The sequence below is a fragment of the Paenibacillus sp. A3M_27_13 genome (assembly GCF_024213315.1).
Taxonomy (GTDB): domain Bacteria; phylum Bacillota; class Bacilli; order Paenibacillales; family Paenibacillaceae; genus Paenibacillus; species Paenibacillus polymyxa_B.
Genome location: NZ_JANAVE010000004.1, coordinates 76253 through 100164, shown reverse-complemented (window position 1 = coordinate 100164; position 23912 = coordinate 76253). Strand labels below are relative to the sequence as shown.

Annotated in this window: 17 protein-coding genes and 2 riboswitches; of the genes, 9 read left to right on the top strand and 8 right to left on the bottom strand. The window is 45.3% G+C overall.

Going from position 1 to position 23912, the window contains the following annotated elements; translation table 11 throughout:
- Positions 1–3: 3 nt before the first annotated feature.
- From NLX82_RS16665 to NLX82_RS16655, 3 genes are read left to right on the top strand one after another with little or no spacing between them, the layout of a single operon-like run.
- Complete coding sequence (locus NLX82_RS16665; RefSeq protein ID WP_076295604.1) at positions 4–1269, top strand: polysaccharide biosynthesis protein; 1266 nt, start codon at positions 4–6, stop codon at positions 1267–1269.
- On the top strand, positions 1253–2479 hold the full coding sequence (locus NLX82_RS16660; protein WP_023990011.1) for a glycosyltransferase family 4 protein: 1227 nt from the start codon (positions 1253–1255) through the stop codon (positions 2477–2479). The genes NLX82_RS16665 and NLX82_RS16660 overlap by 17 nt, the downstream gene beginning before the upstream one ends.
- Positions 2439–3350 (top strand): glycosyltransferase family 2 protein, encoded by a 912-nt coding sequence (locus NLX82_RS16655; RefSeq protein ID WP_023990010.1) that lies wholly within the window; start codon positions 2439–2441, stop codon positions 3348–3350. Before NLX82_RS16660 ends, NLX82_RS16655 begins: the two co-directional genes overlap by 41 nt.
- On the opposite strand, the gene NLX82_RS16650 is transcribed toward NLX82_RS16655, so the two are convergent.
- Entirely contained in the window at positions 3318–4022 is a 705-nt protein-coding gene (locus tag NLX82_RS16650) for a response regulator (protein WP_023990009.1), read from the bottom strand. The two genes, NLX82_RS16655 and NLX82_RS16650, sit on opposite strands and share 33 nt — an antisense overlap.
- A gap of 45 nt (positions 4023–4067) precedes the next feature.
- On the opposite strand from NLX82_RS16650, the gene NLX82_RS16645 reads away from it, so the two are divergent.
- From NLX82_RS16645 to NLX82_RS16635, 3 genes are read left to right on the top strand one after another with little or no spacing between them, the layout of a single operon-like run.
- Entirely contained in the window at positions 4068–4517 is a 450-nt protein-coding gene (locus tag NLX82_RS16645; RefSeq protein WP_028541546.1) for a hypothetical protein, read from the top strand.
- Positions 4514–6250, top strand: a complete 1737-nt coding sequence (locus NLX82_RS16640; RefSeq protein WP_076160814.1) for an ATP-binding protein — start codon at positions 4514–4516, stop codon at positions 6248–6250. The genes NLX82_RS16645 and NLX82_RS16640 overlap by 4 nt, the downstream gene beginning before the upstream one ends.
- A gap of 50 nt (positions 6251–6300) precedes the next feature.
- A complete protein-coding gene (locus tag NLX82_RS16635; protein WP_075154657.1) occupies positions 6301–10731 on the top strand; it encodes a polysaccharide biosynthesis protein in 4431 nt (1476 codons plus the stop codon).
- A gap of 42 nt (positions 10732–10773) precedes the next feature.
- Here the strand turns inward: NLX82_RS16635 and NLX82_RS16630 are convergent, their stop codons facing one another.
- Positions 10774–11469, bottom strand: coding sequence for a response regulator transcription factor (locus tag NLX82_RS16630; RefSeq protein WP_023990005.1), 696 nt, complete (start codon positions 11467–11469; stop codon positions 10774–10776).
- A gap of 160 nt (positions 11470–11629) precedes the next feature.
- Here NLX82_RS16630 and NLX82_RS16625 point away from each other — a divergent pair, with 160 nt between their 5' ends.
- Positions 11630–12988, top strand: a complete 1359-nt coding sequence (locus tag NLX82_RS16625; protein WP_049827706.1) for a sugar phosphate nucleotidyltransferase — start codon at positions 11630–11632, stop codon at positions 12986–12988.
- A 196-nt stretch (positions 12989–13184) separates the two neighbouring features.
- Here NLX82_RS16625 and NLX82_RS16620 read toward each other — a convergent pair whose 3' ends face one another.
- From NLX82_RS16620 to NLX82_RS16605, 4 genes are all read right to left on the bottom strand, one after another.
- Positions 13185–13700, bottom strand: a complete 516-nt coding sequence (locus NLX82_RS16620) for a thioredoxin family protein (protein ID WP_023990003.1) — start codon at positions 13698–13700, stop codon at positions 13185–13187.
- A 256-nt stretch (positions 13701–13956) separates the two neighbouring features.
- Positions 13957–15813, bottom strand: a complete 1857-nt coding sequence (locus NLX82_RS16615) for a beta-glucoside-specific PTS transporter subunit IIABC (protein ID WP_068941709.1) — start codon at positions 15811–15813, stop codon at positions 13957–13959.
- A 230-nt stretch (positions 15814–16043) separates the two neighbouring features.
- The gene (gene licT, locus NLX82_RS16610; protein WP_023990001.1) at positions 16044–16886 is read right to left on the bottom strand and encodes a BglG family transcription antiterminator LicT; all 843 of its coding nucleotides are present in this window, start codon (positions 16884–16886) and stop codon (positions 16044–16046) included.
- Positions 16887–17119: 233 nt separating this feature from the next.
- Positions 17120–18091, bottom strand: a complete 972-nt coding sequence (locus NLX82_RS16605) for a LacI family DNA-binding transcriptional regulator (RefSeq protein WP_023990000.1) — start codon at positions 18089–18091, stop codon at positions 17120–17122.
- Between the two features lie 213 nt (positions 18092–18304).
- On the opposite strand from NLX82_RS16605, the gene NLX82_RS16600 reads away from it, so the two are divergent.
- Positions 18305–19762 (top strand): glycoside hydrolase family 1 protein, encoded by a 1458-nt coding sequence (locus NLX82_RS16600; RefSeq protein ID WP_068941708.1) that lies wholly within the window; start codon positions 18305–18307, stop codon positions 19760–19762.
- Between the two features lie 169 nt (positions 19763–19931).
- Positions 19932–20008: riboswitch (glycine riboswitch) on the top strand.
- An 18-nt stretch (positions 20009–20026) separates the two neighbouring features.
- A riboswitch (glycine riboswitch) is annotated at positions 20027–20121 on the top strand.
- Between the two features lie 159 nt (positions 20122–20280).
- A complete protein-coding gene (locus NLX82_RS16595; RefSeq protein ID WP_023989998.1) occupies positions 20281–21699 on the top strand; it encodes an alanine/glycine:cation symporter family protein in 1419 nt (472 codons plus the stop codon).
- Between the two features lie 57 nt (positions 21700–21756).
- On the opposite strand, the gene NLX82_RS16590 is transcribed toward NLX82_RS16595, so the two are convergent.
- Together NLX82_RS16590 and NLX82_RS16585 are read right to left on the bottom strand one after the other, a co-directional pair.
- Complete coding sequence (locus tag NLX82_RS16590) at positions 21757–22929, bottom strand: iron-containing alcohol dehydrogenase (protein ID WP_053325982.1); 1173 nt, start codon at positions 22927–22929, stop codon at positions 21757–21759.
- Between the two features lie 151 nt (positions 22930–23080).
- Positions 23081–23908: a carbohydrate ABC transporter permease gene (locus tag NLX82_RS16585; RefSeq protein WP_023989996.1), complete on the bottom strand. Its 828-nt coding sequence runs from the start codon at positions 23906–23908 to the stop codon at positions 23081–23083.
- Between the last annotated feature and the right edge of the window lie 4 nt (positions 23909–23912).

Genomic DNA, 23912 nt, shown 5'->3' with positions numbered 1-23912 from the left:
AACGTGAACAACCGATTGCGATCGTTGATGTTCCCTCTCTTTAATGTGCTGCTTAACGGATTTAATTTTTTCTTCCACATTGCAGCGAGTTGGTATCTTACCGGACAAGCTTATGGCCAGGCGAATGCGCTGCTGGCACTTTTTGCACTTTTATCCGTTTTGGGTTTATCCATCCAGCTATTAACCGCCAAACTGGTCTCTAAGGGAGACAAAAAGCTTGCGCTACGAAGCTTACCGCTCGGTTCTTTATTACTCAAAGCACCTCTGGTGCTAACCGTGCTTGCCATGATCATTTTACTCATCTTTCATCCGTTACTGCGTTCGCTATTAGGCGTCGAATCCGGCCCGCTGTTCATGCTGTATGGCTTGATCGGACTGCATATTCTTGTAAGTTCGTGCCGCGGAGATTTACAGGGCAGGGAACGCATGTTGGCGCTCAATGTGAACTATTACATTGAGGTATTAGGGAAGCTGAGCCTGTTTTTTGTTCTGGCTGCACTGGGGTTAAAGCTGGAAGCCCTACTGTTAGCAAGCTGTGGAGGAATGTTGCTGTCGCTGCTCCACGGCTGGATCGTTTCGGCTCGTGGCTTGTCCTTATTCACATACAGTGGAGAACATATCCCTTCTGGGCTATGGAAATCATTGGGTCAGGATTTCACCGATAGCCTTATGACGAATTTATTCATTTTGTTTTGTATCTCCATCGACATGTTGTATGTACAGCATTACTTTCCTGAGCAGGCCAGCAGCTATGCCATTGCGCTGAAGTACAGCCAGTTGGTCTATTACGTTTCGTATAGTCTAATTGCTGCCTTTATTCCAAAGATCGGTGCGCAGGGGCATGACCGCCAAGCTTTGGGCAAGTTGATTGCCGTCTATGCCGGTTTAATGGCTATAGCTGCAATCTGTGTATATGTGGGCACGACCTTTGTGTTCCCTTCCTCTATTCCCATATTATTCGGAGCCTCTTACCAATCGGCCGAGGCCTATATTCCATGGGGAGGATGGGTGTACTGGCTATTTTCCATCGTGCTGTTTTTTGTGCATGTGCACGTATTGGTGGGCAGACGCAAATTTATGTTCAGTCTGATGGCAGGAGCCGCGGCTTTATTAGTAGCCTTTCATATTGCCCACACAGATCCGGTAGATTTTTTGCTATCTGAGTTCATAGTTTACGGGGCTATGGCTCTCTACTTTGTGATAGACGCCTATGTGCATTTGTTCAAAATAAAGATAAAGGGGGATTTACCCCATGAATACCATACATGAACAGGACGGTAAAACCGTAGTTCTATTGCTTTCCTGGCGTGACATTCGTTCACCTAAAAGCGGGGGAGCAGAAATTTTTACCCATGAAATGCTTAAACGCTCACAGCAAGGACGTTTCCAGTTCATTCATTTTTCACCCCAATTTGAGGGGATGCCTGAGCATGAAATTATTGACGGTATTACGTATATTCGAAAAGGGAACATATACAGTGTTATTTATTATGCGATGCGCTATTACCGTCGTCATCGAGGGAAGATCGATTATGTGATTAACCAGGCGAATACGCATCAATTCTTTACCCGATTTTGGGTGGAGGCATCCAAGCGGATCTTTTTCATACATCAGCTAACAAGGGAAATATGGTTTGAGAACGCCAAATTCCCGCTAAATGTTATTGGGTTTCATATGGAGCCCTTGATGCTTAAGCTGGCTCGTAAGGATCGGACGCTTACGGTATCTCCGTCTACCCGATATGATCTGCTTAAGCTGGGCTTTCACCCGGATCGTGTTCATCTTTTACCGGAAGGCATTGAGTTTGATCATTGGCCGCGCGAACAATTTTTAACGAAGGAGCCTAATCCGACCTTCATGTATGCTGGGCGCTTCGTCAAATATAAAGGTATTGATCTGGTCGTTGAGGCCTTTGGGCAGCTCAAGGAAAAGTTCCCTCAGGCTATGTTATGGATTGCCGGAAAAACCGATAAAACCTATGTGGCAGAACAATTAGTGCCGATTATGAAACAGTATGGTTTGACATACGGAGAACCGGATGAACAGGGGCAATCGCAAGCCGATATTACCTTTTACGGATTTGTTTCAGCAGAGCATAAGCTGGAGCTGATGAGTCGTGCTCACGCGCTCGTATTTCCTTCCTTACGTGAAGGCTGGGGTTTGACGATTACCGAAGCGGCAGCCGTTGGAACCCCTAGCATTGTCAGCAATTCACCGGGTCTGGTGGATGCAACGGATTTTGGGAAGAGCGGGTATCTATGCTTTCACGGCGACATCCGAGGATTATCTGAACAAATGGAAAGAGCAGCAAAGGGCGGCGAAGATTACATGGCCATCCGTGAGCGGGCGTATCAATATGCGTTAAGATTCCATTTTGATCATACGGCTGCTGCGTTTGAGCAGTTGATGGAAGATTGGGTAGAGGAGGCGGAACAGAGTGGACAAAGTGGTCATTCTCTTCTCCACGTACAACAATGAACGGACGATAGAGCCTTGTTTGCGAAGCTGTATGGGGCAAAATTACAAGGATCTGCATATTGTAATTGCTGATGATGGCTCCAATGACCGGACCGTTGAGACGATTCGTATGCTGTCGGCAGGGAGTTCAGTACCCGTAACGGTATTGGAGCTTCCCCATGGGGAGCGGGGAGTCGCTAGGGTCAGGGCAGTTGAGGAAGCGAAACGCTTGGGTGCCGAATACATATTTGTATTGGATTCCGATATGATTTTAGCCGAACATCTGATTCAGCAGAGCATTGACTTTTTTGACGATCATCAGGATATTGGCGCCTTGGTCGTTCCGGAAGAGGCGTATTCGGAAGCAAACAATTTTTTTTCCAAAGTGAAAGTTTTTGAGCGAAATGTGATTAACAATGCGGGTGAGACCTTGGGAAAACGCTCCATTGAAGCGGCACGCTTCTGGCGAATGAGCGCTTACGAATCGACGGGCGGGTTTAATGCGGAGCAAATTGCTTTTGAAGAAATACAGCCGACCTTGCGTTATATAGAGTCTGGCGGAGTCATTCGCCGGGCGGTATTTACACGGGTATACCATGATGAAAAACAGGTGTATCTGCACGATGTATTACGTAAAAAAGCCTACTACTTTTCGGTGATGGATCGTACGATGTCATCTGAAGAGGGCGGATTGCGAAAAGCGCTGGAACGTTGGTACTTCTTCCGTCCGGTGCTGTATACATGGGGGAATTTGAAAAACTATATCCGTCACCCCTTGCTGACGATGGGGATGTTGTGGATGTATGTATGCCTGACTGTGATTGGGGTAGCCGCCGTGTTAAAGGGCGGCACCCGTCACTCAGGCGATCTCGCTAAGGCGGATAAGGCGTAACGATGAATGGCCGAGGGTCAGTGTATCCAGCGTGTATAAGTCGGGATCGGAAGATTCCGACTCCTCATACGGTATATATAATGAATGCGTGGTTAACTGAATACCTTCCCCGTCAGGATGACGTAGTGAGCAGCCGACAGGATACAGCTCAGCGAGTGCAATGTGTACAGCGGTTACGATATCTTGTTCATTCAGCAGCACATAGGGTCGGTACGGTGCATTCAAAATGCTGTCTATAAAAACTGACAGGTTGGAAGCTACGTTCTGGTCTGCATGTAGGCTGTTTCGGTTGAGTTTGGCCTGATCAAGCGCCTCATACAGTATTTTTTTTAGCGTATCATCATCCAGCTCCAGCGGTTTCGTCAAAAAACGGAACACACCGACTTGGTTAATCGCCGATAAAATGGACTGCGTATGCAGGTGACCAGACAAAATAATTCGTACGATATGTGGATAATCCTTCTTAATCATGCGAAGGAAGGTAATCCCATCCAGACCAGGCATGAGCAGATCGGAAACTACCACATCAATCGGGTGCTGTTCCAGCACTTGTAAGGCTTCTTTGGGCGTGTGAGCGGTATGTAAGGTGAATGCTTCTTGCGTCAAGGTCCGTTCAAGCAGGGACAGAACCATAGGGCTGTCGTCAACAAATAGAATGTTTTGGGGTGTCATAAGAACTGCGCAACTCCAATCAGGAAGTAAGAAATGAGGAACTACATGTATAATATCAGCGTTTTGGCATTTTTGAAAGATGTCAATACAGAACGGGCGTTGCGTCTTTTTTGTGAACGATTTGATTCGGCTGAACATGCCCTCTGGGAAAAAGGTATGCGTCTCCTTCATCAGTATCATGCTGCACGGCATACAGGAGTGACCCTGGCTGTCTCCAGCGCACTTCAGCATATGGACGATCGTCATGATATTTACGTTGTTGATCTGCGAGAATACGGTGAGGAAGAGCTGGATCGCTTATATATCGCAAAAACATGCGAGTTGATCCTACTGACGGACGGGGCAACGGAAACCGCTGCGAGGTTTGCTGCACTCCAGCGCCGTACTCCCCGGTTGCTGTGCGCACGGCTACCGCTGGTCAGCTACGAGCTGGAATGCCTGATGCAGGCTATTTTGAGCCGTCTTGAACAGAATGGGGGGGACAGGGGAGCATGAAGCAATGGGCTTTGTTGAAACCAGGTTGGCAAAAGCTGATCCTGTACCTGATCGTTCTGGGTGTGACATTGTTCTTGGCCGCTGTGCTTCAATGGTTTGTTGTGCGGCAATTCAGTGGTCACTTGGCGGAGATTCAGAACGAGCAGCTCCAGTATGAGGTACAGGAACTTTCCAGCAGCATAACCGAGCGTTATGCTGCATGGCAGACTGAACTGAAGGAGCTGTCGTCCAGTCTGGGCAGAGATATGCTGAATCAGGGAACACGCCAGTATCCTGAAGGGTTTAAGCGTGAAAGCGGCGGGGCCTTTTATGTGCTGGATGAGCAGTATCGTGTGATGGTCGGACGAGACAATCGTGAGATGAAAAGTGCGGTCCAGCAGATTAAATGGCTGCAAAATGGTTGTGCAGTAAGCTCTTTTGTGACAGAGGATCATCAGCCTGCCCAGTATATAGCATGCAGGATTCAAGGAGCGCAGATGGGCGGTTTTATGGTGCGCACGGTTGACGCTGATATGCTCAGCGGGATTATTAAAAGTAAACCAGTTAACCAGCATGAGACTTTATTTTATAACGGTCAATTTAAGGTCGTAGCTTCCCGAAGTACTCCGGATATTAACCGAACGGACATCACGGGCGTAACCCGTAGGCTGCTGGAGGGCAATACAGGTGTCATTGAAGATGACGGTGAGAAACACGGAATAGGATTCAGCCGCATTGGGGAAGAGGCCCTTTACATATCGATTAAGGATGTCAGCGAGGATACAGCACAGCGAATCAGCTCCTTTCGCAAACAATTGTGGATGGTCATGGTTCTGATATTGTTCATTCTGTGGGCCATGCTCGTACAGTTCCGCAAAAGGATTGTAAAGGATGCCATCGTGAACAATCAGGTGCGTGACCAACGGCGCGATGAAGATATGCGACAGCAGCAGGACACATATTATTTGCCGTTAATGCAGACGATTGAGCAGCAGCTACAAGAGCTGCAAGAGCAGACTAGCCGTCTCACAGGCGGTGATGATTTGAAGCTGCTGGGATTTTATCATGATCTAGCAAACCGTTTTGAAGCGGCTTCCAGTCAGGGAAAAGGAGCCTCTCATGAGGAACTGGAGTATTTTCGCGAGTTGAATGAAAATTTCATCCAGGGTCGTCTCAGACAGGAATCCTCACTGGGAGAGTTACTGACGGGAGTCCGTAGCTTGCGCGATGAGCTGGAAGAGAAGATGCATGATAATAGTGGAATTAGCTTTACAGATATGAATGAAGTATTGTCTGAGTCGCTGAAATGGGCGAACCGTTCATTGAACATGAAGAACATTCAAGTGATCTTGCGGCAAGAGCCTGTTCCATCGATTGCAGCACAAGCACCCATGCTGTACAAAACGATTCAGGGGCTGCTGGAAAATGCAGTTCAGGCCATGGGCCAAGGTGAAGAGCAGCCTGAGAATCAGGAAAAGGGCCGAACAGGTCTGCGGTCCAAGCGGCAATCTCAAGTGCTTAAGGTTAGTTCACGGCTGGAAGAAGGAGAAATTATTATTAACATTGAAGACACGGGCGGCGGGATTGATGATAAAATGCGTTGGAGCTATTTCCAGCCAGACTATTCCCAAAACTCCCAGGAGCATGCGTTCAGCCTGTATCATATGGATGCATACCTGAAGACCATAGGCGGTCGTTTAAAGCTGCGTAATACCGATCAGGGCTTGCAGGCAATCGTTCGTTTGAGGAGATAGGCCCAAGATAACCGACAGATATACGAGAAGTTCAAGAGAGGGGGACAAGCATGAAAAAATGGATATTTCGCTACCGCTACGATATGGCGGCAATGATGTTGATGCTGATTGCGATTGTTGCATATCTTGCACCCATCTATGGACCAGGGCAAATTGTGTTTAGCGACATTGCTTTTGGAGCCACCTCTCATCGGTATCTGGAGGAAATAACCGGAGTATGGAACGAGCGATGGTCTACCTCGACCTTGTTCAATGCTCCACGTATCCTGTACATCTTGCCCTTCTATGGACTGTCACTCTTATTTGACGAAAGCGGCCCGGTCTTGCTCAAGTCGTTTATTACAGGCTTGTTATTTGTTTCGGCATTTTCGATGTATGCCTTTGCCAAGCGTCTGGTTAGCGTGTATTATTCACCAAGCTTTACGAAGACCCGTATTTTTGCCATCATGGTCGGCTCGTTGTTTTATGCGCTGAATCCGTGGGTTATTTTCCGCATTCAGCATATTTATTTGCTCTGTGGATATAGTTTGTTTCCGTTAATGCTGCGATTCTTTTTCAGTGCGGTGGACCCCAAGTTTCAAATTCAACAAATTAAAAACTATCATCCCCACAAGTTGTATCAGCGAAACTGGATCGACCTGTTCCTGTTGGCTGCGGTATTCACCGTTAGTGCTGCAGCAATTCATTATTTTTTCTTCGGCATGATTTATTTGGGATTGTTCACCATGTTGCTATTAATCAAGTTGACCTGGACCCACCGTAAGGCCGGTCGCACCTATTTGCAGCCGTTATACGGCAATTTTTTGCGTAAAGGGATCATTTTTGGCGTGTTTTTCGGTCTGCTCAGTTTTTATTGGTTGTCTCTATATGTCGGTAGCATGTTGATGGACGCTCAAGCGTCTCAGCATAATATCAACGTCGTGGATACGTTGTCTTTGTTCAGCCGTAACAGCAGCTTAGATAATGTGGGTTATTTACTGAGCTATTGGTGGCCCATGTTTTCCTTGTCCTCACTGCCTGGCATGTTTTATGTAGGAGGGGGATTTTTGTTGCTATTGATTGGGTATGCGATGGTGACACGTTCACATAAAAATCCGATCATTCTGATCTTCTCGCTACTTACGTTGCTGTTTCTGGTTGCAGCTACCGGGACGACGTTCCCATCCATTGCCAAGTGGTTTGTCATTTTGGTTACGAAAACCCCTGTGATTGGTTCGGTTTTCCGTGATCCTAACAAATTTATTGGACTGATTGCCCTTAATTTCGGGGTGTTGCTGACCTTCGGTGTTATTCAATTTATGGAATGGTTCGGATCATCCCCGTTGCAGCGTGTATATAAAAAGCTGGCGGTAGTTATTGTCGTTTTATGCCTGGGGATATATTTTGCTCCCTTGCGTACTCAGTTCATTGAGGGGTACTACAAGCCGGTACAAGTGCCGGAGGCTTATAGTCAAATGGCTGAAAAGCTGACTGACCCGGATCGTTTCGATAGCAAGGCATTATACTTTCCGATTGCTGACAATATGATTCAGAGCTATAACGGAGTAGCCACGCCCAAATGGAATAAAGGGAAGACCGCAAACGAAAAGGCAACCGGAGATTTTCAGGTATACTCTTCTCCTAAAAATACGATCTTTCATCATGAGGGGAATGATCCCGGCATTACATACTATATGAATTTTCTGCAGTATGTCATGGACAATGGATTAAGCTCCCGATTAGGCTGGCTGTTCTCTACCTTTGGGGTCAATCAGTTGGTCTACCATGATGAATATGTGGGGCAGGAGAAGCGGCAGGATTTCCACCTGTCTCAGCTGGAAGGTCAGACCGGGCTGAAACGTACGTACCAGAACGGGCTATTTTCCATATTCAATCTCGATCAGACACCGCCCTATATGAACATCCTTGCGAGTAAAATTGTAACACCTTACGGTTTTAGCCGATTGGAGAGCTACAGTCATCTGCCTGGTTTTGATTTTAGCCGCTTTGGGGTGCTGTTCAGTGCGTTAAAGCCTGAGCTAAAAACCATCCAGACGATTAACAAAGGGGATTATGTGGAAGCGGCGTCCTTTAATGACTTGTTGTTGTCACAGCTTCCAGCCGAGGATTACTTACGCCCTTTTGATGCCATTGAGGATGGTAATGCCTTTTTAAAATGGTCCAAAACCTTTGCCTCGACTAACGATTGGTTATGGTATTTATCCTCCCAAAATATACGGAACTTTCCGTTCGATATGGAAATGGATGCAGGGATTGCGGTCACCTTTGCCAGTAAGAAGCTGGATGTGGCCCCGTATCAGATGAGCAGTATCGAAGGGAAGACGGTCGTGGACTTTGATTCCATGTTGCGGACCGAAACCTTCTTCAAGCCGGATAATCCGCAGTTGTTCAGTGTGCAGGCTAATCCCCGTGAGGAATTGAATGATGTGCCAACTCTGCACGGCGAAATTATGAAGGGAGACCCGAGTAATATATGGCAGGTCGCTAGATCGGGTTTGCTGGAAGCCAAGGAAAATAATCCGTATCAGTTCCAAATTACTGTTTCCGGTCGCGGAACGAACAAAATGCATGTGAAAATGAGATTTTACGATAAGCAAATGCGTGAACTGGGGGTTAGCTATGTCGTGGCGCCTTCGGAGGGATATAATTTTGACAGTGTGAAATTTTACGGGGAATACGTGTCGCCGCCCGGTAGCTATTGGATGCGAATGGATTTGTTAACCCTACAGCGTCCACAGCAAAAAAATTACTGGTGGATTCATGATATCCAGCTGCGTGATTTGGGGCAATATAGCAAGCCTAATACGTTTACGATGCACAAAAAACTGGATCAACCTCAAACCTCGCATGTATATGCTAGAGTGTTTATGAATAAGGCAGGCGGAAAATTACAAGTCACACTGCCGGACAAAGTGGTTAGTATCAAGACTCAGGATGATGGTTTAAACCAATTTCAATGGGTGGATCTGGGAGAACATGTTTTTCCAAAAGGAGATACTCCAGTCACGGTTAATAACCTGCAAGGCTTTAATGCGATCAATCAATTTGCGATTGTCCCTGTGGATCAGCTAGATCAGCTATCTTTTCCAGTGGAGCAGGCATTGAAGCGGGGCAAGCTTTTTTTCACCTTGGAGGCAGAGAGCGATTTTAACGCACAAGGGAATGTACAGACGGAACGTGCTTTACCAAGACTTAGTATGGGGCGGGGGATCAGCTATCAGAAGGGGACGTTAAGCAGGGATGTGGAAGTCGCCAAAACGGGAACCTATGCCACAGCTATTTTGGCTAATCTCCCCGCTGGGTACCAGGGGTCATTAACGATGAAGTGGACGAATGAAGAGACGGGAAAGGTGCTGACCAGAACGATTCGTACGAAGGAGTCGTATAAGCGGCTACCCGCGACCTCTTTATCCGAAAAGCAGGTTATTGAAACGGTGCCCGATCAGGATGGTTTTGCCAAGAAAATCATACAAATTCCCGGTCTGCTGAATGACTACGGCCGAGTCGAATTTAAAAATCTGTTCCTAACCAAGGGGAAGTATCGCTTAACCCTTGTGCTGGATAGTCAGGTGCCGTCATTGAGCCGTTTTGGAGATATTCATCGAATGGCTGCGCAGGAAGTGACGGTGATGCCGGGGGAGGATACGAAGGAATCATTGAGCACGACGGATGTCGGATGTGTGGCGGATATTCGACCTGGGCAGACGAATCTGTCAATCAAGGACGAAGGACTCTCTATCCGTTACGCACCTAGCTATTCCTGTGACTGGAATATTTATGCGTCCAAGAAAATGAAGGCAGAGCCGCTGCAAGAGTATGCCGTTCAGTTGGATGCGCGATCAGAACAAATTGGAAGTCGGCATATGAAGGTCATTTTTTTGAATAAAGCGTCCCAGGTTCTCCAAACCTCCTATATTGATGAGGTGGAGGAGAGAGATAAGGAACAATGGAATCATTATGATCAAATTGTGAAGGCTCCGGCAGGAACTGCCTTGATGCAGTTTCAGATTTTGGCGCATGCGCACAAGAAGCAGTCAGGCTTATTTCAAATGAAGCAATATTCCATCATCCCTTATCAAGCCATGATTACAGTGGATCAGTTTACGTTGTTTGAGGGATCGGATATGGATACCTTTTTTATGGCTCCACATGCATCGGAGAGCATTCAGGCAACTCGTGAAAATTCCATGGAACGCAGTTTTACGCTATATAATCCAACGCATGAACAGGTGCTGATCCGGGAGACCGAATCACCCAATCCACTGTGGGAGTTCAGGCTAGGTAGCGAAAATCAGCGAGCCCGTCTGTCCGTCAATGGAGTGACTACCGGATTCATTACCAATGGTAACGGGAACGGGAAAGTCGTCGTTATTCTGGCTTCCGCCTACCGTTTCGGCTGGGTACTGTTCCTCATAGGGATACTGGGTGGAGCAGCTTGTTTTCTTCCTTATCGGCGATGGAAGAAGCGAAATCTTTCATAAAAAGCAAGCTGCTCAGTGGGGAAATGGGTAGCCATGATACGGCTACATCTCATATTTGTAGCCTCTGCCCCAGACGGTACGGATATGCTGAGGATTTTTAGGGTCACGTTCTATTTTTTTGCGAAGGCTGGAAATATGTACGTCGATGGTACGATCCAGATAAGCGCCATCTCCGCCTTTGATCCGATCCATCAGCTCGCTGCGGGTAAAGACTTTACCTGGATTGCAGGACATCTCTTTTATAATGGAAAATTCAATTTGAGTGACTTCTATTTCTTGGTCATCGACTAACAGGCTATGACGGTAATCATTCACCCACACTCTTACCTTTTTAAGCTTTTGAGTTACCGTTTGCGATTCAATGGGCATGTTGGGGCCGCAGCGGCGCAGCAGGGCTTTGATGCGGGCATTTAACTCTATCAGGCTGAATGGTTTGCATAAGAAGTCATCTGCTCCGTCGTCCAGAGCCTTTATTCTTATATTCAGCAGGGTGTTATTAGAGATAACCAGCATAGGGACCGTAGTAAATTGACGGATTTGGCTGATCAGCGCACATTCGACTTTACCGGAAAACATTAGAGCGGTCACAATAATATCGGGCTTAAAACGCATAAGTGTAGGAATTGCAAGTTTAGAGTCATAGATAAGTTCGGTATGATAGCCTTCCTCCTGCAGATGAAGAGCAATCATATCTGCCAAACTTTTTTGATCTTCAATGATGAGTATTTTTATGGGCATGACTGACATCTCCTGTACGGATAAAGATACAATTACATTGCATAAGTATGTATTTTCCACGATAATACATACTTATGTATTCGGCAGAAATGCGAAAATCGAACAGTCCTATAATGAAAGAAAAATATTAATTTAGAGGAAGAAGGTTGCATCTTTGCGAATGATTTTATTATCTGGAGGTTCGGGTAAACGTCTATGGCCCTTATCCAATGTGAACCGCCCCAAGCAGTTTCTTTCTATTTTACGTCATGATGAACGTCCAGAAAGCATGCTGCAACGAATATGGAGGCAATTAGATGAGGCGAATTTGGCAGATGAGGCCTATTTTTCAACGAGTGGAACTCAGGCCGAGCTGATTCGGGGGCAAATTGGCGGAGATGCTGTAGTTATTGAGGAGCCGACTCAACGGGATACCTTCCCGGCCATTTCCCTGGCTACGGCCTACTTGCATGACGTTGCAGGTGCATCACGCGATGAGATCGTAGGGGTCATGCCTGTGGACGGGTATGCGGGGGATGAATTTTTCGAGCATCTGCGTAGGCTTCCTTCGATATTAGAGCAATCAGGAAGCCATATCGCATTAATGGGGGCTGCCCCAACGGAGCCCTCAGATAAATACGGATATATTGTGCCTTCAGCCTCTCCTTCACTTGACCAGCCATATTACAGGGTTAGTTCATTTGTTGAAAAGCCGGATCTGATCCGTTCAGAAGCGTTGATCCGTGAAGGGGCCTTATGGAATTGCGGGGTGTTTGCTTTTAGACTGGGCTTTTTGTTGGATATTCTGGAGCAAATGGGTTTACCAGCCGACTATGAATCTCTTTCGACAAATTACGCAGACTTACCTAAAACTAGCTTCGATATTGCGGTAGTAGAGCATACTCATAAGCTCTCCGTGCTTCCCTATCATGGAGAGTGGAGAGACTTGGGCACATGGGATTCTTTGGTACGGGAAGTAAGTTCGAAGCTGAGTGGCCCGGGATATATTTCAGAAGCTTCACATGACTCGCATATCATCAATGAACTGGAGATTCCGGTTAGCATCTGGAATGTTCCAGACATTATTGTCGTTGCTGGTCCAGATGGCGTGCTGGTTACGGATCGACAGTCGTCAACAGGAATTAAGGATATGGTGGCAGAAATTGAAATCGGCCCGCGTTTTGAGGAGCGCTTCTGGGGAAAGCAAACCGTATTATCCCATCAACAGGCGGCAAGTGGATTGCAGACAGTGACCAAACGCGTGGTCATTTCAAATGGGAGATTTATCAGCTATCATGAGCATCAGTTTCGTAAAGAAGTTTGGACTATAGTTTCTGGAACCGGGAGTGTCTCTATCAATGGCGTGACACAGACAGTCAGCCCTGGTGAGGTCATCGTCATAGAACCCGGTACAAAGCATTTTATAGGGGCAGTAGAGGGAGATTTAGAATTCATTGAGTCACAAATCGGACATATCGTATCCGAAACGGATATTATCCGATATGAATTTCCTGATTCGATTGACGATCATACTCTATGAAGTGTCTACAATATAGGGACTGATAGATACGAACGAGGTTTATCAGAAGGCAGTGAAGAGTAGTAGGAACTATTTTTTATTAGAGCTTAGATGACCTGTACATTCCTAAAAAAGGTATTCATGCGCTACACGAATGAATACCTTTTTTTGCATAAACAGTTCTTTGTGTGCGTAATGAAATGGATAGAAAAGAGACTTATAAAATAAGTTTCTTGGAGGTCAGCCACTCTTTTACAGCGTCTGTACTGAGATCTCTTTTAGGCGTCCATTCTATTTTATCAACCAGCTTGCCGTTTCTGAATTCTGCAATGGTGGGGGTGTATTTAACGTTGTAATCCTCTTTGAATTTATTCCATTGGGGCTTGTCCTTATGGATTTTGTGAACGTTCAAAAAAGTAATTTTAGAGCCTAGATTATACTGTTCGATCATCTTGTTAAAGTTAGGCTCAAACCGATTGCAGTCGCCACAACTCGGTCTGCCGACATAGACAAATACACTTTGATCCTGTTGAATCAAACTCTTAAAACCATCAAATGTAACCGCATTCAAGTGGTCATATATTTCTGGGTAATTGCTTTTGCTCGCTTGGATTTCTTTGTCTTTTTGTAGAACAACCTGCTCTAGGTCTTGAAATTTAACTACAGCTGAAATAGCGATACCAATGATAAGCAACACAATGACACTTAACCCGGCGATATATCCTTTTTTCACAGAAATCCTCCTTTTTTTACATTCTTACACTTACAATAAATGATATTTCCATTTTTCGCTGTAACACTTGTCTCATTATGTATAAAAAAAGAAGCTTTCCATGGGGAAAGCTTCTTTAATCAGCATTTTGCATAATTCGATTCCCAACGCTTGTAAGTACAGTATATAGACGAACTAAAGCGTTTCGATCTATATACTGCTGATTTGAAAACGCTCCTGGGATTTATGCAAAATGCTCTAGTCTGAAAGTTAAACGTTAGACCACAACAGTCAACAAGTAATCCTCACGCTTCACTTCAGTTTCCATTGTGTTCAACACATCCAGGTATTGAGCGGAATTTGTTACGATAATCGGCGTAGCCGTAGTATAGCCTGCTGCCTTAATTTGCTCGATATCAAATTCAAGCAACAGTTGTCCTTGCTTAACTATATCGCCTTCCTTGACGCGCTTGTCAAAGAATTGTCCTTTCAGCTTCACTGTATTAACACCCACGTGAATCAGAATTTCTGCTCCGTCATTGGAAGTAATACCGATGGCATGTCCGGTCGGGAATACTGTCGTAATCGTTCCATTGACAGGAGATGTCAGCACACCCTCTGTAGGATCAATGAGGATTCCTTTCCCCATAGCACCTGAAGCAAAAGCAACATCAGAAGATTGTTCCAAAGGCAATACTTTACCTTGCAGTGGGCTTACGAGAATTTCTTTCTCGATTGCCATTTCTTTCTTTACGGGTGCAGCTTCTGTTTTTGCAGTTTCTTCTTTTGGATCATCAAAGCCCAAAATCATAACCAATACAACTGCAAGTACAAAGGCAACGAGCAAACCGATGACTACCCACAAGAATCCAGGTCCGAAATAAGTCGGCAACGCCAGTAGACCCGGTAATGCAAAGGATTGTGCGTGCGCTCCGCCAGAAGCGATAATCGCCCCGCCGATTGCCCCGGAAATACAAGCATAAATGAACGGCTTTTTCAATTTCAAAGTTATGCCATAAATTGTTGGTTCTGTAATCCCGAAAATAGCGGCCAGCGTAGAGGAACCTGCCAAAGCCTTCATCTGAGTGTTCCGGGATTTCAGGAATACCCCCAATGTTGCACCAGCCTGAGAAAGTACGGCTGCTGTAAGCATCGGAAGCATCGTGTCATAGCCCAATGTTGCAATATTCGACAGCATGACCGGAACGAAGCCCCAGTGTACGCCGAAAATAACAAACACTTGCCAGAATGCCCCGGCAACAGCCCCGGCAATTAGTGGGCTTAAATTGTATACCCATGTAAAACCGTTTGCCAAGCCCTGACTGATCAGGTTACCTACTGGACCAAAGGCCAGAAATGTTAACGGAATAACGACCAGGAGCGAAAGCATCGGCACGATAATGTTTTTAACCGATTGATGGATAAAGGAATTGAACCAGCGCTCCACATAGGACTGAACCCAGACCGCGAGAATAATTGGAATGACACTGGAACTGTAATTAATCAGAATGATCGGAATACCTAAAAACGCCAATCTTTCTGGGTTGCTTACCGCCGTTATAACTGCTGGATAGACCAGAGCTCCAGCGATTGCCACCGATACAAAGGTGTTTGTCTTAAATTTACGGGACGATGTAATAGCCAAAAACACAGGTAGAAAATAGAAAACACTGTCGGAAGCTGCACTTAGGATCAGGTACGTACCGCTTTTATCATTAATCCATTGAAAAGATAAAATTAACGCCAGTAGCCCTTTAAGCAAACCTGCCCCGGCAAGAGCACCGAGAATGGGAGAAAAAATGCTGGAAATGATATCGACCGCTTTGCCAAGAAAATTCGTTTTTTCAGAAGATTCTTCTTTTTTGGCATTAGGATTGTCTGCATCCTGCAAATTCGTTTCTGCCATCATATGCTCAAACACTTGACCTACATTGTTACCGATGACCACTTGAAACTGGCCGCTGCTTTCCACTACTGTAATGACACCAGGGGTTGCTTCCAGTGCGGCTTTGTCTGCTTTTGTACGATCATTTAATTTAAATCTCAAGCGTGTAGCGCAATGGAATACCGAATTGACATTCTCTTCGCCACCAACGAGGGTCACTATTTTTTTAGATAGTTCTTTATCACTCATGTTCAGAACTCCTTATGGGTTATTCTTGCTACTGATAGGATTTACTGTTTACATCTGTTGCTAAGATGCGCCGGCGTGCACCTTTTTAAACTTGTAAACAAGAAAAACCTAAACTCGTGGTGAAAACTACGCACTCTCCTATAGAGGAACGTCGATTTCACCATCAGTTTAGGTTTTGCCTGCCTTACCAGTCACAATCCATGAACGATGAGGATATGAAGTTGTTAATCTTATATGTTATTACGCTCAGTTACCCGATGAATATGGATAGTTAGATATACGTATTCATCCTTGCTTAAATATTGATCGTATGTTTTTTCCAGATACTCATTGATCTTTTGGGCACAAGCAAAAGCTTCGGTATACGTCTGCTTCACCTGGTTGTACAAAAATTCTTCACCACTGTGAATGACTTCTTTGCGAATCACTCGCATCGCAAAATATTGCAAATGTGTCAAAAATCTCGAATAGCTAAAAGAAGACTCATCCAGCACAATTCCGTAATGATACGTAATAATGTTCAATATATGTTGGACAATCTCGGTCATTTTCAGTGTAGATTTCATTTCGTTACCGTCGATCCGTGCATTCACCATATGCAATGCAATAAATCCCGCTTCATCTTCGCCCAATTTTACTCCGAGCGTATTTTCAATTTTTTGGAGAGCATCCAGTCCAACTGCAAATTCTTTTTTGTAAAAGCGTTTAATTTCATACAGCATCGCGTTTTGGAGTGCCAGTCCTTTTTCTTGCCGTTGTATGGCAAAATGAATATGGTCGGTCAATGTTAAATAAATATTATCGCTTAACTCCGTATCCAGCACTTCCGTTGCATGGGTTACGATTTCATTCACGACCTCCAGATGAGACACTGGAATATCGTTCAGCAGTTCAGTTAGTTTAGCCGTGAACTCGTTTTCATTTAACATGAAAATCTTATCTATTTTATCATCATCGACTTGATCGCCAGCCACCTTTTTGAAGGAAATACCTCTTCCCATCACGATGACCTCTTTGCCTTTATCGTTTTTAGTCAATAGGACGTTGTTATTGAGCACCTTCTCAATAATCATTGAAGTTCCCCCTCCCATCCTTTACCAATAAAAAATGCCTAAGCACAATTCAACACTATTGTTAGCAATAGCACTCAATTGAACTCAGGCATTGCCCGCATCACCGGTCACAATCCTTCGATATAGTGCTATTGTAGCACAAAAAAAAGCGATTTCAACATATTTTATTCTGATTCGACAAAAAATATTTCATATCAAGGCCCTTTTGCCTAATTTGCAAGTAAATCGTTACCTTACGTGGTCGTACGTTCAATGAGGCAGTACTCTAGCGAATGAAGCTCCATTTGGCGTCCAATCAGCTGAGGGGAAAGCATGAAAAAAGCATTTTGTGCTTGAGCCATGATGGGATTTTGAATCGTTGTAATCCCCATCGTATGCGCCAGCTCCGTGTTATCGAATCCGACAATCGCCAGATCTTCCGGTACGTTCAGCCGTTGTCTGCGTGCTTCGCAGAGAATGCCCACTGCTACATAATCGTTAGCACATAAAATAGCCTCTGGGAATTCTTCCCGACGCTGTAACAAATCCCGTACGACCTGTTCGCCATCACGGATATTATAAATAGAAGAGTGATTCCAGTGTTGCAACACTGGAAGATTGTGCTCACTCATGATCTGTTCGTAGGCTCGTTGTCTGCTATGGGTATTGATGCTGCTCGGACGACCAAAAGCATTGGCTATACGAGTATAGCCTTTTTGTATCAAATGTTTTAGCGCTAACATATATCCTTCATACTGATCCATAGCGACGGAGCGAATATCGGTATGCTCCATTCGTTGCCACGAAACGATCGGGCCATATTTGCAATAGGTACTCAAAAAATCAGTGTCATTCACGCAGGAAATGATGACCAGCGCATCGACTCTTTTTCTTTTTAAATCCTCAAAGGCTTGAAGCTCTTTCTTTTTGTCTTCTCCCGAAGTATAAATAATGGTTTGGAATTCATACTGGCCGGCTACTTCCACAAAGCTGTCCAGAAAAGCCAGAACAATTTCATTAATAGTTGAAGTAATGATACCGATCTGAAGCGTCTGACCCTTGGATAGAGAAATGGCATTCCGATTAGGAACATAATCCAATTCCTGCATGATTTTTAAAATCTTAGTTCTTGTTTCGTGACTGACATGGGGTGACTGATTTAATACTCTGGATACCGTAGCTTTGGAAAAGCCCGCCAGTTTTGCAATTTGATCAAGATTCGACATGATGCTTCTCCTCACATAAGAAAAAAATACTTGACATGAAACGCGTTACAACGATTAGGATGCTTATGAAGGCATTACGTCTATTTTAAAGCATCTGTCAATCCTTTTCAAAGGAAGAACGGTTACCGTTAGGTATTGATTCACATTTGCAGCACTTGATGGGATTACTTGACCAAAGTAAAAATCTTAAATACGGAAAGAGGTTTTTATACCATGACGAAGACGCTAAAAGGATTTCCGAAAAACTTCTTGTGGGGCGGGGCAACCGCAGCCAACCAATTGGAAGGTGCTTTTGACGTAGATGGAAAAGGATTGTCCAGTGCGGACATGGTTGCCTATGTACCCAAAGCAGAGCGCAAGAACGATCATGCTATGGAGATTTCGTCCGAGCGACTCGAAGACATTTTGGCAGGCAAAGTCAATGCCCGTTTTCCAAAACGTGAAGGTGTGGACTTCTTCCACCACTACAAAGAAGATATTGCATTGTTCGCGGAAATGGGCTTTAAGGTATTTCGTATGTCCATCAACTGGTCGCGGATTTTCCCGAATGGCTATGATGCCGAGCCGAATGAAGCGGGACTGCAATTCTACGATAATGTATTTGATGAGCTGCGCAAATATGGTATTGAACCGCTGGTAACATTGTCACATTATGAGACACCGCTGGGTTTGACTCAGAAGTATAATGGCTGGCTGGGTCGTGAAGTTATACAGCACTACGTAAATTATGCCGAAACTGTGTTCACGCGTTATAAGGATAAAGTAAAATACTGGCTGACTTTTAATGAAATCAATGTAATGACCATGAGTCCGTTTACTGGTGGCGGGGTGGTCATTGACCGCGTAGAAAACAAGCAGCAAGCGATATACCAAGCACTGCATCATCAATTTGTAGCTAGTGCACTGGCGACAAAACGAGGACATGAGATCATCCCGGGCTCTCAAATCGGCTGTATGCTGGCTCGTTTGGAAAGCTACCCACATACGTGTAACCCACAGGATATACTGAAAGCCCAGCATGAAAATCAGATGAACCTGTTCTTTACGGATGTGCATGCCCGTGGGGAATATTCCAACTACATGGATCGTTATTTTGAAGAAAATAATGTTGTTATACACACAGAACCAGGCGATGCCGAAATTTTAAAAAATAACACGGTCGATTATATCTCATTCAGCTACTACATGACCTTGACCGTATCTGCAGGTCCAGAAGGCGAGAAAGCAGCAGGAAACCTGATTGGCGGCGTGAAAAATCCATATTTACAGTCCTCTGACTGGGGATGGCAAATTGATCCGATCGGCCTGCGTGTTACGCTGAACACGTTTTATGACCGCTACCAAAAGCCGCTGTTCATCGTGGAAAATGGTTTGGGTGCGTATGATAAGGTGGAAGAAGACGGCTCTGTGCATGATACGTATCGCATTGATTACTTGCGTCAGCATATTGCCCAAATGAAGGAAGCGATTGCCGACGGTGTTGATCTGATTGGTTACACCAGCTGGGGTCCTATCGACCTTGTGAGCATGTCTACTTCCGAAATGTCCAAGCGCTACGGATTTATTTACGTTGATCTGGATGATGACGGTAACGGAACGCTCAAACGCTCCAAAAAGGACTCATTTAACTGGTATAAAAATGTGATAGCAACCAATGGTGAAGAATTGTAATTCCAAATTTTCTCGGGCGGGTATAGCAGAGGACATCCTAAGGATGCAATCTGCTGTACCCGCTTTTTTTGATAGACATAATAATAATGTTTCAGAGGGCTTCACAAACTTTTCACTTGTAATAAGCTGAAAGTTTTCTGTATAATAAATAAAAATTTCATATGTCTGGTTGATGTTTGCGGGAGATGGAACGAAAGTTCCGACCGAAGGGGCAAAACTCTCAGGTGCTTAGGCTGATTACAGCAACAAGCGGGGACCGTAAACGGACAGAACTCTGGAGAGACCCTTAATTGGGCGCCGAAGGTGCACCGCAGAGAACATCTGCTTAAACTCTCAGGCAAAAGGACAGAGACGCGAATAACCTGTGACAGGGAATGCCCTAGGCTTTTTTATAAGCTATTAGAGGCAGAAACCTGCGCAAGATGGTTGTATTTTTTCGTGCCTTTAACCTCTCCAGGAGTCGAATCAGCGGATTTGACTCTTTTTTGTTTTCTAATATGCTGGAGGAGCGGGTTGAAATGAATTTGGTACATGTGTTAGAAGCGATTAGCAGTTGGATATGGGGGGCGCCTCTCATCATTCTTGTCATGGGAACGGGGTTGTGGCTGACCATACGTTTGAAGATGCTGCAGGTATTCCGCCTGCCCCTGGCGATCAAGCTGATCGGTAAGGCCCCGAATGAAGGCAGCGGGGATGTAAGTAGTTTTGCGGCTTTGAGTACAGCGTTGGCGGCTACAGTTGGCACAGGAAGTATTGTCGGCGTAGCGACAGCCATTAAGCTGGGCGGGCCGGGTGCCTTGTTCTGGATGGTCGTTGCAGCCTTTTTTGGGATGGCGACGAAATATGCGGAAGGTGTACTTGCGGTAAAATACCGGGTGAAGGATCGGAATGGGCAATTTTCCGGCGGCCCGATGTATTATATTGAGAAAGGTCTGGGACGCCGTTTTAAACCGCTGGCGATGCTGTTTGCTTTTTCGGGCATGCTGGTAGCGTTGTTCGGGATTGGAACGTTTCCGCAGGTCAAAGCGATTGTATCTTCGACCGAAAACAGTTTTGGCGTTCCGCCCATTGTAACGGCACTGATTATTGCTATCCTTACAGGACTTGTTACTATTGGAGGACTCAAAAGCATTGCCAAGGTATCGACGAAGGTCGTTCCTTTTAAAACAGGCTTGTACGTACTGATCTGTCTCATCGTACTGATTCGGTTTGCTGACCAACTACCTGCCGCAATTGCGCTGGTGCTCCATTCGGCATTTTCAACTACATCTGCAACGGGCGGATTTGCCGGAGCTACGATTATGCTGGCGATGCGAAGTGGGGTAGCCAGAGGTATTTTTGCCAATGAGGCCGGATTGGGAAGCGCACCGATTGCAGCCGCAGCTGCCAAAACCAAATGGCCTGCGGAGCAAGGGCTAATTTCCATGACAGGCGTGTTTATTGATACGATGGTTATTTGTGTGATGACCGGGTTGACGCTACTGGTTAGTGGTGTGTGGAGCGGGCCTACCGATGCGGGCCTGATGACTCAGCAAGCATTTTCCAGCGCATTCCCGCTGGGGGCAGAACTGCTCACAATCATTCTGATTATGTTTGCGTTCACCACCATGCTCGGCTGGAACTATTACGGGGAACGCTGTGTTGAATATTTGCTTGGGGTCAAGTGGATTAAGCCATACCGCTATCTGTTCATCCTACTGGTTGCCGGGGGCGCGTTCATTAAACTGGATGCGATTTGGCTGCTGGCAGATATCTTTAACGCAATGATGGCTTTCCCGAACCTGATTGCCCTGCTCGGCTTATCAGGAATTGTAGTCGCAGAAACCCGAACCTATATGGATTCTCTGAATTCTAGTAAGAAAAAGGGCATTCTTGCAGGTGCCAGTGTAGGGGCAGCTATCCAAGTAGAAGAAAAAGGACAAACGGTTAATTCATAAATTCCAAAAGGGAGTGCCCTCAGTCATCACAGGCTTGAGGACACTCCCTTTTGAATGTTATAACGATGCGTGCAAAATAGCTGAAATATCTTCTTGGTTCAGCTTTTTATAATTACCGAAGCCTCCGTATTCCATTTCACGGGCTGCAATGTTTGCGACTTTTTCCAATTGCTCATCATTAATATTGTAATCGGCCAGGGTGGAAGGGGCACCGAGACTTGTCCAGAATGCACTCAGGCGATCAATCCCCTCCAAAGCAATTTCCTTATCCGTTTTACCAGTGGTATCTAAATCAAACATGCTGAGCATCAGCCGCTTCATGCGTGCAGCATCCTGATCCACCGTATGTCTCATCCAGTTGGGGAACAGGATCGCCAGACCGCCAGCATGAGGAATATCATATACAGCGGATAATGCATGTTCAATCGTATGCGAAGCCCAGTCCCCGAAGTAGCCCATTTGTAGTGTTCCGTTAAGGGCAATCGTTCCGGCATATAAAATCGTTTCACGATGCTCGTAGTTGTGCAAATCCTCCAGCAGCTTAGGTGCAGTTTCGATCACGGTTTGCAACACGGAAAAGCACATACGATCTTGCAACGGTGTATTTTTAACATTGTGAAAATATTGTTCAAACACATGGCTCATCATATCCACCATGCCATATACCGTCTGATCACGTGGCACAGAGAAGGTGTTTTTTGGGTCCAGAATCGAGAATTTCGGATGCGTTACCGCGCTGCCCCATACGTATTTTTCGTTCGTTTCCCAGTTGGTGATAACAGAATCCGGATTCATTTCTGAACCGGTGGCGGCGAGTGTGAGGATGGTGCCGAATGGCAGAGCCTGGGTCGGCATGTGCTTTTTGTTGATAATATCCCACACATCGCCGTCATATTCAGCCCCTGCTGCGATGGCTTTGGTGCAATCAATAACGCTTCCACCGCCTACAGCAAGTAAGAAGTCGATTTTTTCATTTCGGCAAATGTCGATACCCTTCTTAACGGTGGACAAGCGCGGATTCGGTTCTACGCCGGACAATTCATGAATGTTCAGATGTAGCGGTTCTAACGCGTTTAATACCTGGTCATATAGACCATTTCGTTTGACACTTCCGCCTCCATATACCAGCAAAATGTTTTTGCCGTAATTCAGCAGTTCCTGCTGGAGTTCTTCAATTTGATTGTCTCCAAAAATTAATTTGGTGGGGTTATAATATGTGAATTTGTTCATCTGGTAAGTTTCCCTCAGTTCTTCATTGTTCATGTTCAAATCGTAAATCGCTTAACCTGATTGCCTGTTGGATACCTAACTTCATCATGTAAGCTATTTGAAATGACGATTAACCATTATACATGAAATGAATAAGGGAATTCAAGTAAATCTAATCTTTGACCGCTCCGGCGGCAAGATCGGAAATAAACTGGCGGCTAATGAAAAGAAATAAAATAATAAGTGGCAGTACAGCCAGCAGGGTGCCCGCAATGACCATCGCATAATCCGTATTGTAAATCCCGTTCAATTGTGACAGTGCAATCTGGAGCGTGAATTTACGCTCATCCGTTAAGACGATTAGCGGCCATAAATAATCATTCCAGGCTCCTATAAAGGTAAACGCGCCGAGAAAAGCGAACGCAGGACGTAGAATAGGCAGTGCTACATTCAAGTACAGTCGAAAAAAGCTGCATCCGTCCATCCGGCCCGCATCCAGCAGTTCCTTTGGAATGGATTCTTCCGCATATTGACGAATCCAGAAAATGCCGAAGGCATTTACCATCCCCGGGATGATAAGCGCTTTGAACGTACCTACCCATCCAAAGGAGGCCATCATGACAAAGGAGGGGACAAGCGAAAGTTGTGAAGGGACCATCATCGTAGCTAGCAGAACGATAAATAGCACTTTTTTGCCCGGAAAATCAAACTTGGCGAATGCAAAACCTGCTAGTGAATCGAAAAACAGAACCAATAGGGTAACAGAACCGGCTACAAAAAGGGTATTAAAAAAGGCTCCGGCAAAATTAATCTGTTGTAATACTCTCGTTATGTTATCCAAGAAGTGGCTGCCAAACCACAATTGTGGTGGAAAACGATAGATGTCTGAGGTTGTACGGGTTGCCATGACGATCAGCCAGTAAAATGGAAACATCGACAGGATGATTCCCACCAACAATCCAGCATATAAAACAAAGGATTTTGCGCGTGTCTGCATCATGTTG

Excerpts from the sequence above, each read along its gene's own strand:
- NLX82_RS16660 (WP_023990011.1), top strand. The coding sequence starts at position 1,253 with ATGAATACCATACATGAACAGGACGGTAAAACCGTAGTTCTATTGCTT.
- NLX82_RS16650 (WP_023990009.1), bottom strand. The coding sequence starts at position 4,022 with ATGACACCCCAAAACATTCTATTTGTTGACGACAGCCCTATGGTTCTG.
- NLX82_RS16645 (WP_028541546.1), top strand. The coding sequence starts at position 4,068 with ATGTATAATATCAGCGTTTTGGCATTTTTGAAAGATGTCAATACAGAA.
- NLX82_RS16640 (WP_076160814.1), top strand. The coding sequence starts at position 4,514 with ATGAAGCAATGGGCTTTGTTGAAACCAGGTTGGCAAAAGCTGATCCTG.
- NLX82_RS16635 (WP_075154657.1), top strand. The coding sequence starts at position 6,301 with ATGAAAAAATGGATATTTCGCTACCGCTACGATATGGCGGCAATGATG.
- NLX82_RS16630 (WP_023990005.1), bottom strand. The coding sequence starts at position 11,469 with ATGCCCATAAAAATACTCATCATTGAAGATCAAAAAAGTTTGGCAGAT.
- NLX82_RS16625 (WP_049827706.1), top strand. The coding sequence starts at position 11,630 with ATGATTTTATTATCTGGAGGTTCGGGTAAACGTCTATGGCCCTTATCC.
- NLX82_RS16615 (WP_068941709.1), bottom strand. The coding sequence starts at position 15,813 with ATGAGTGATAAAGAACTATCTAAAAAAATAGTGACCCTCGTTGGTGGC.
- licT (WP_023990001.1), bottom strand. The coding sequence starts at position 16,886 with ATGATTATTGAGAAGGTGCTCAATAACAACGTCCTATTGACTAAAAAC.
- NLX82_RS16605 (WP_023990000.1), bottom strand. The coding sequence starts at position 18,091 with ATGTCGAATCTTGATCAAATTGCAAAACTGGCGGGCTTTTCCAAAGCT.
- NLX82_RS16600 (WP_068941708.1), top strand. The coding sequence starts at position 18,305 with ATGACGAAGACGCTAAAAGGATTTCCGAAAAACTTCTTGTGGGGCGGG.
- NLX82_RS16595 (WP_023989998.1), top strand. The coding sequence starts at position 20,281 with ATGAATTTGGTACATGTGTTAGAAGCGATTAGCAGTTGGATATGGGGG.
- NLX82_RS16590 (WP_053325982.1), bottom strand. The coding sequence starts at position 22,929 with ATGAACAAATTCACATATTATAACCCCACCAAATTAATTTTTGGAGAC.
- NLX82_RS16585 (WP_023989996.1), bottom strand. The coding sequence starts at position 23,908 with ATGATGCAGACACGCGCAAAATCCTTTGTTTTATATGCTGGATTGTTG.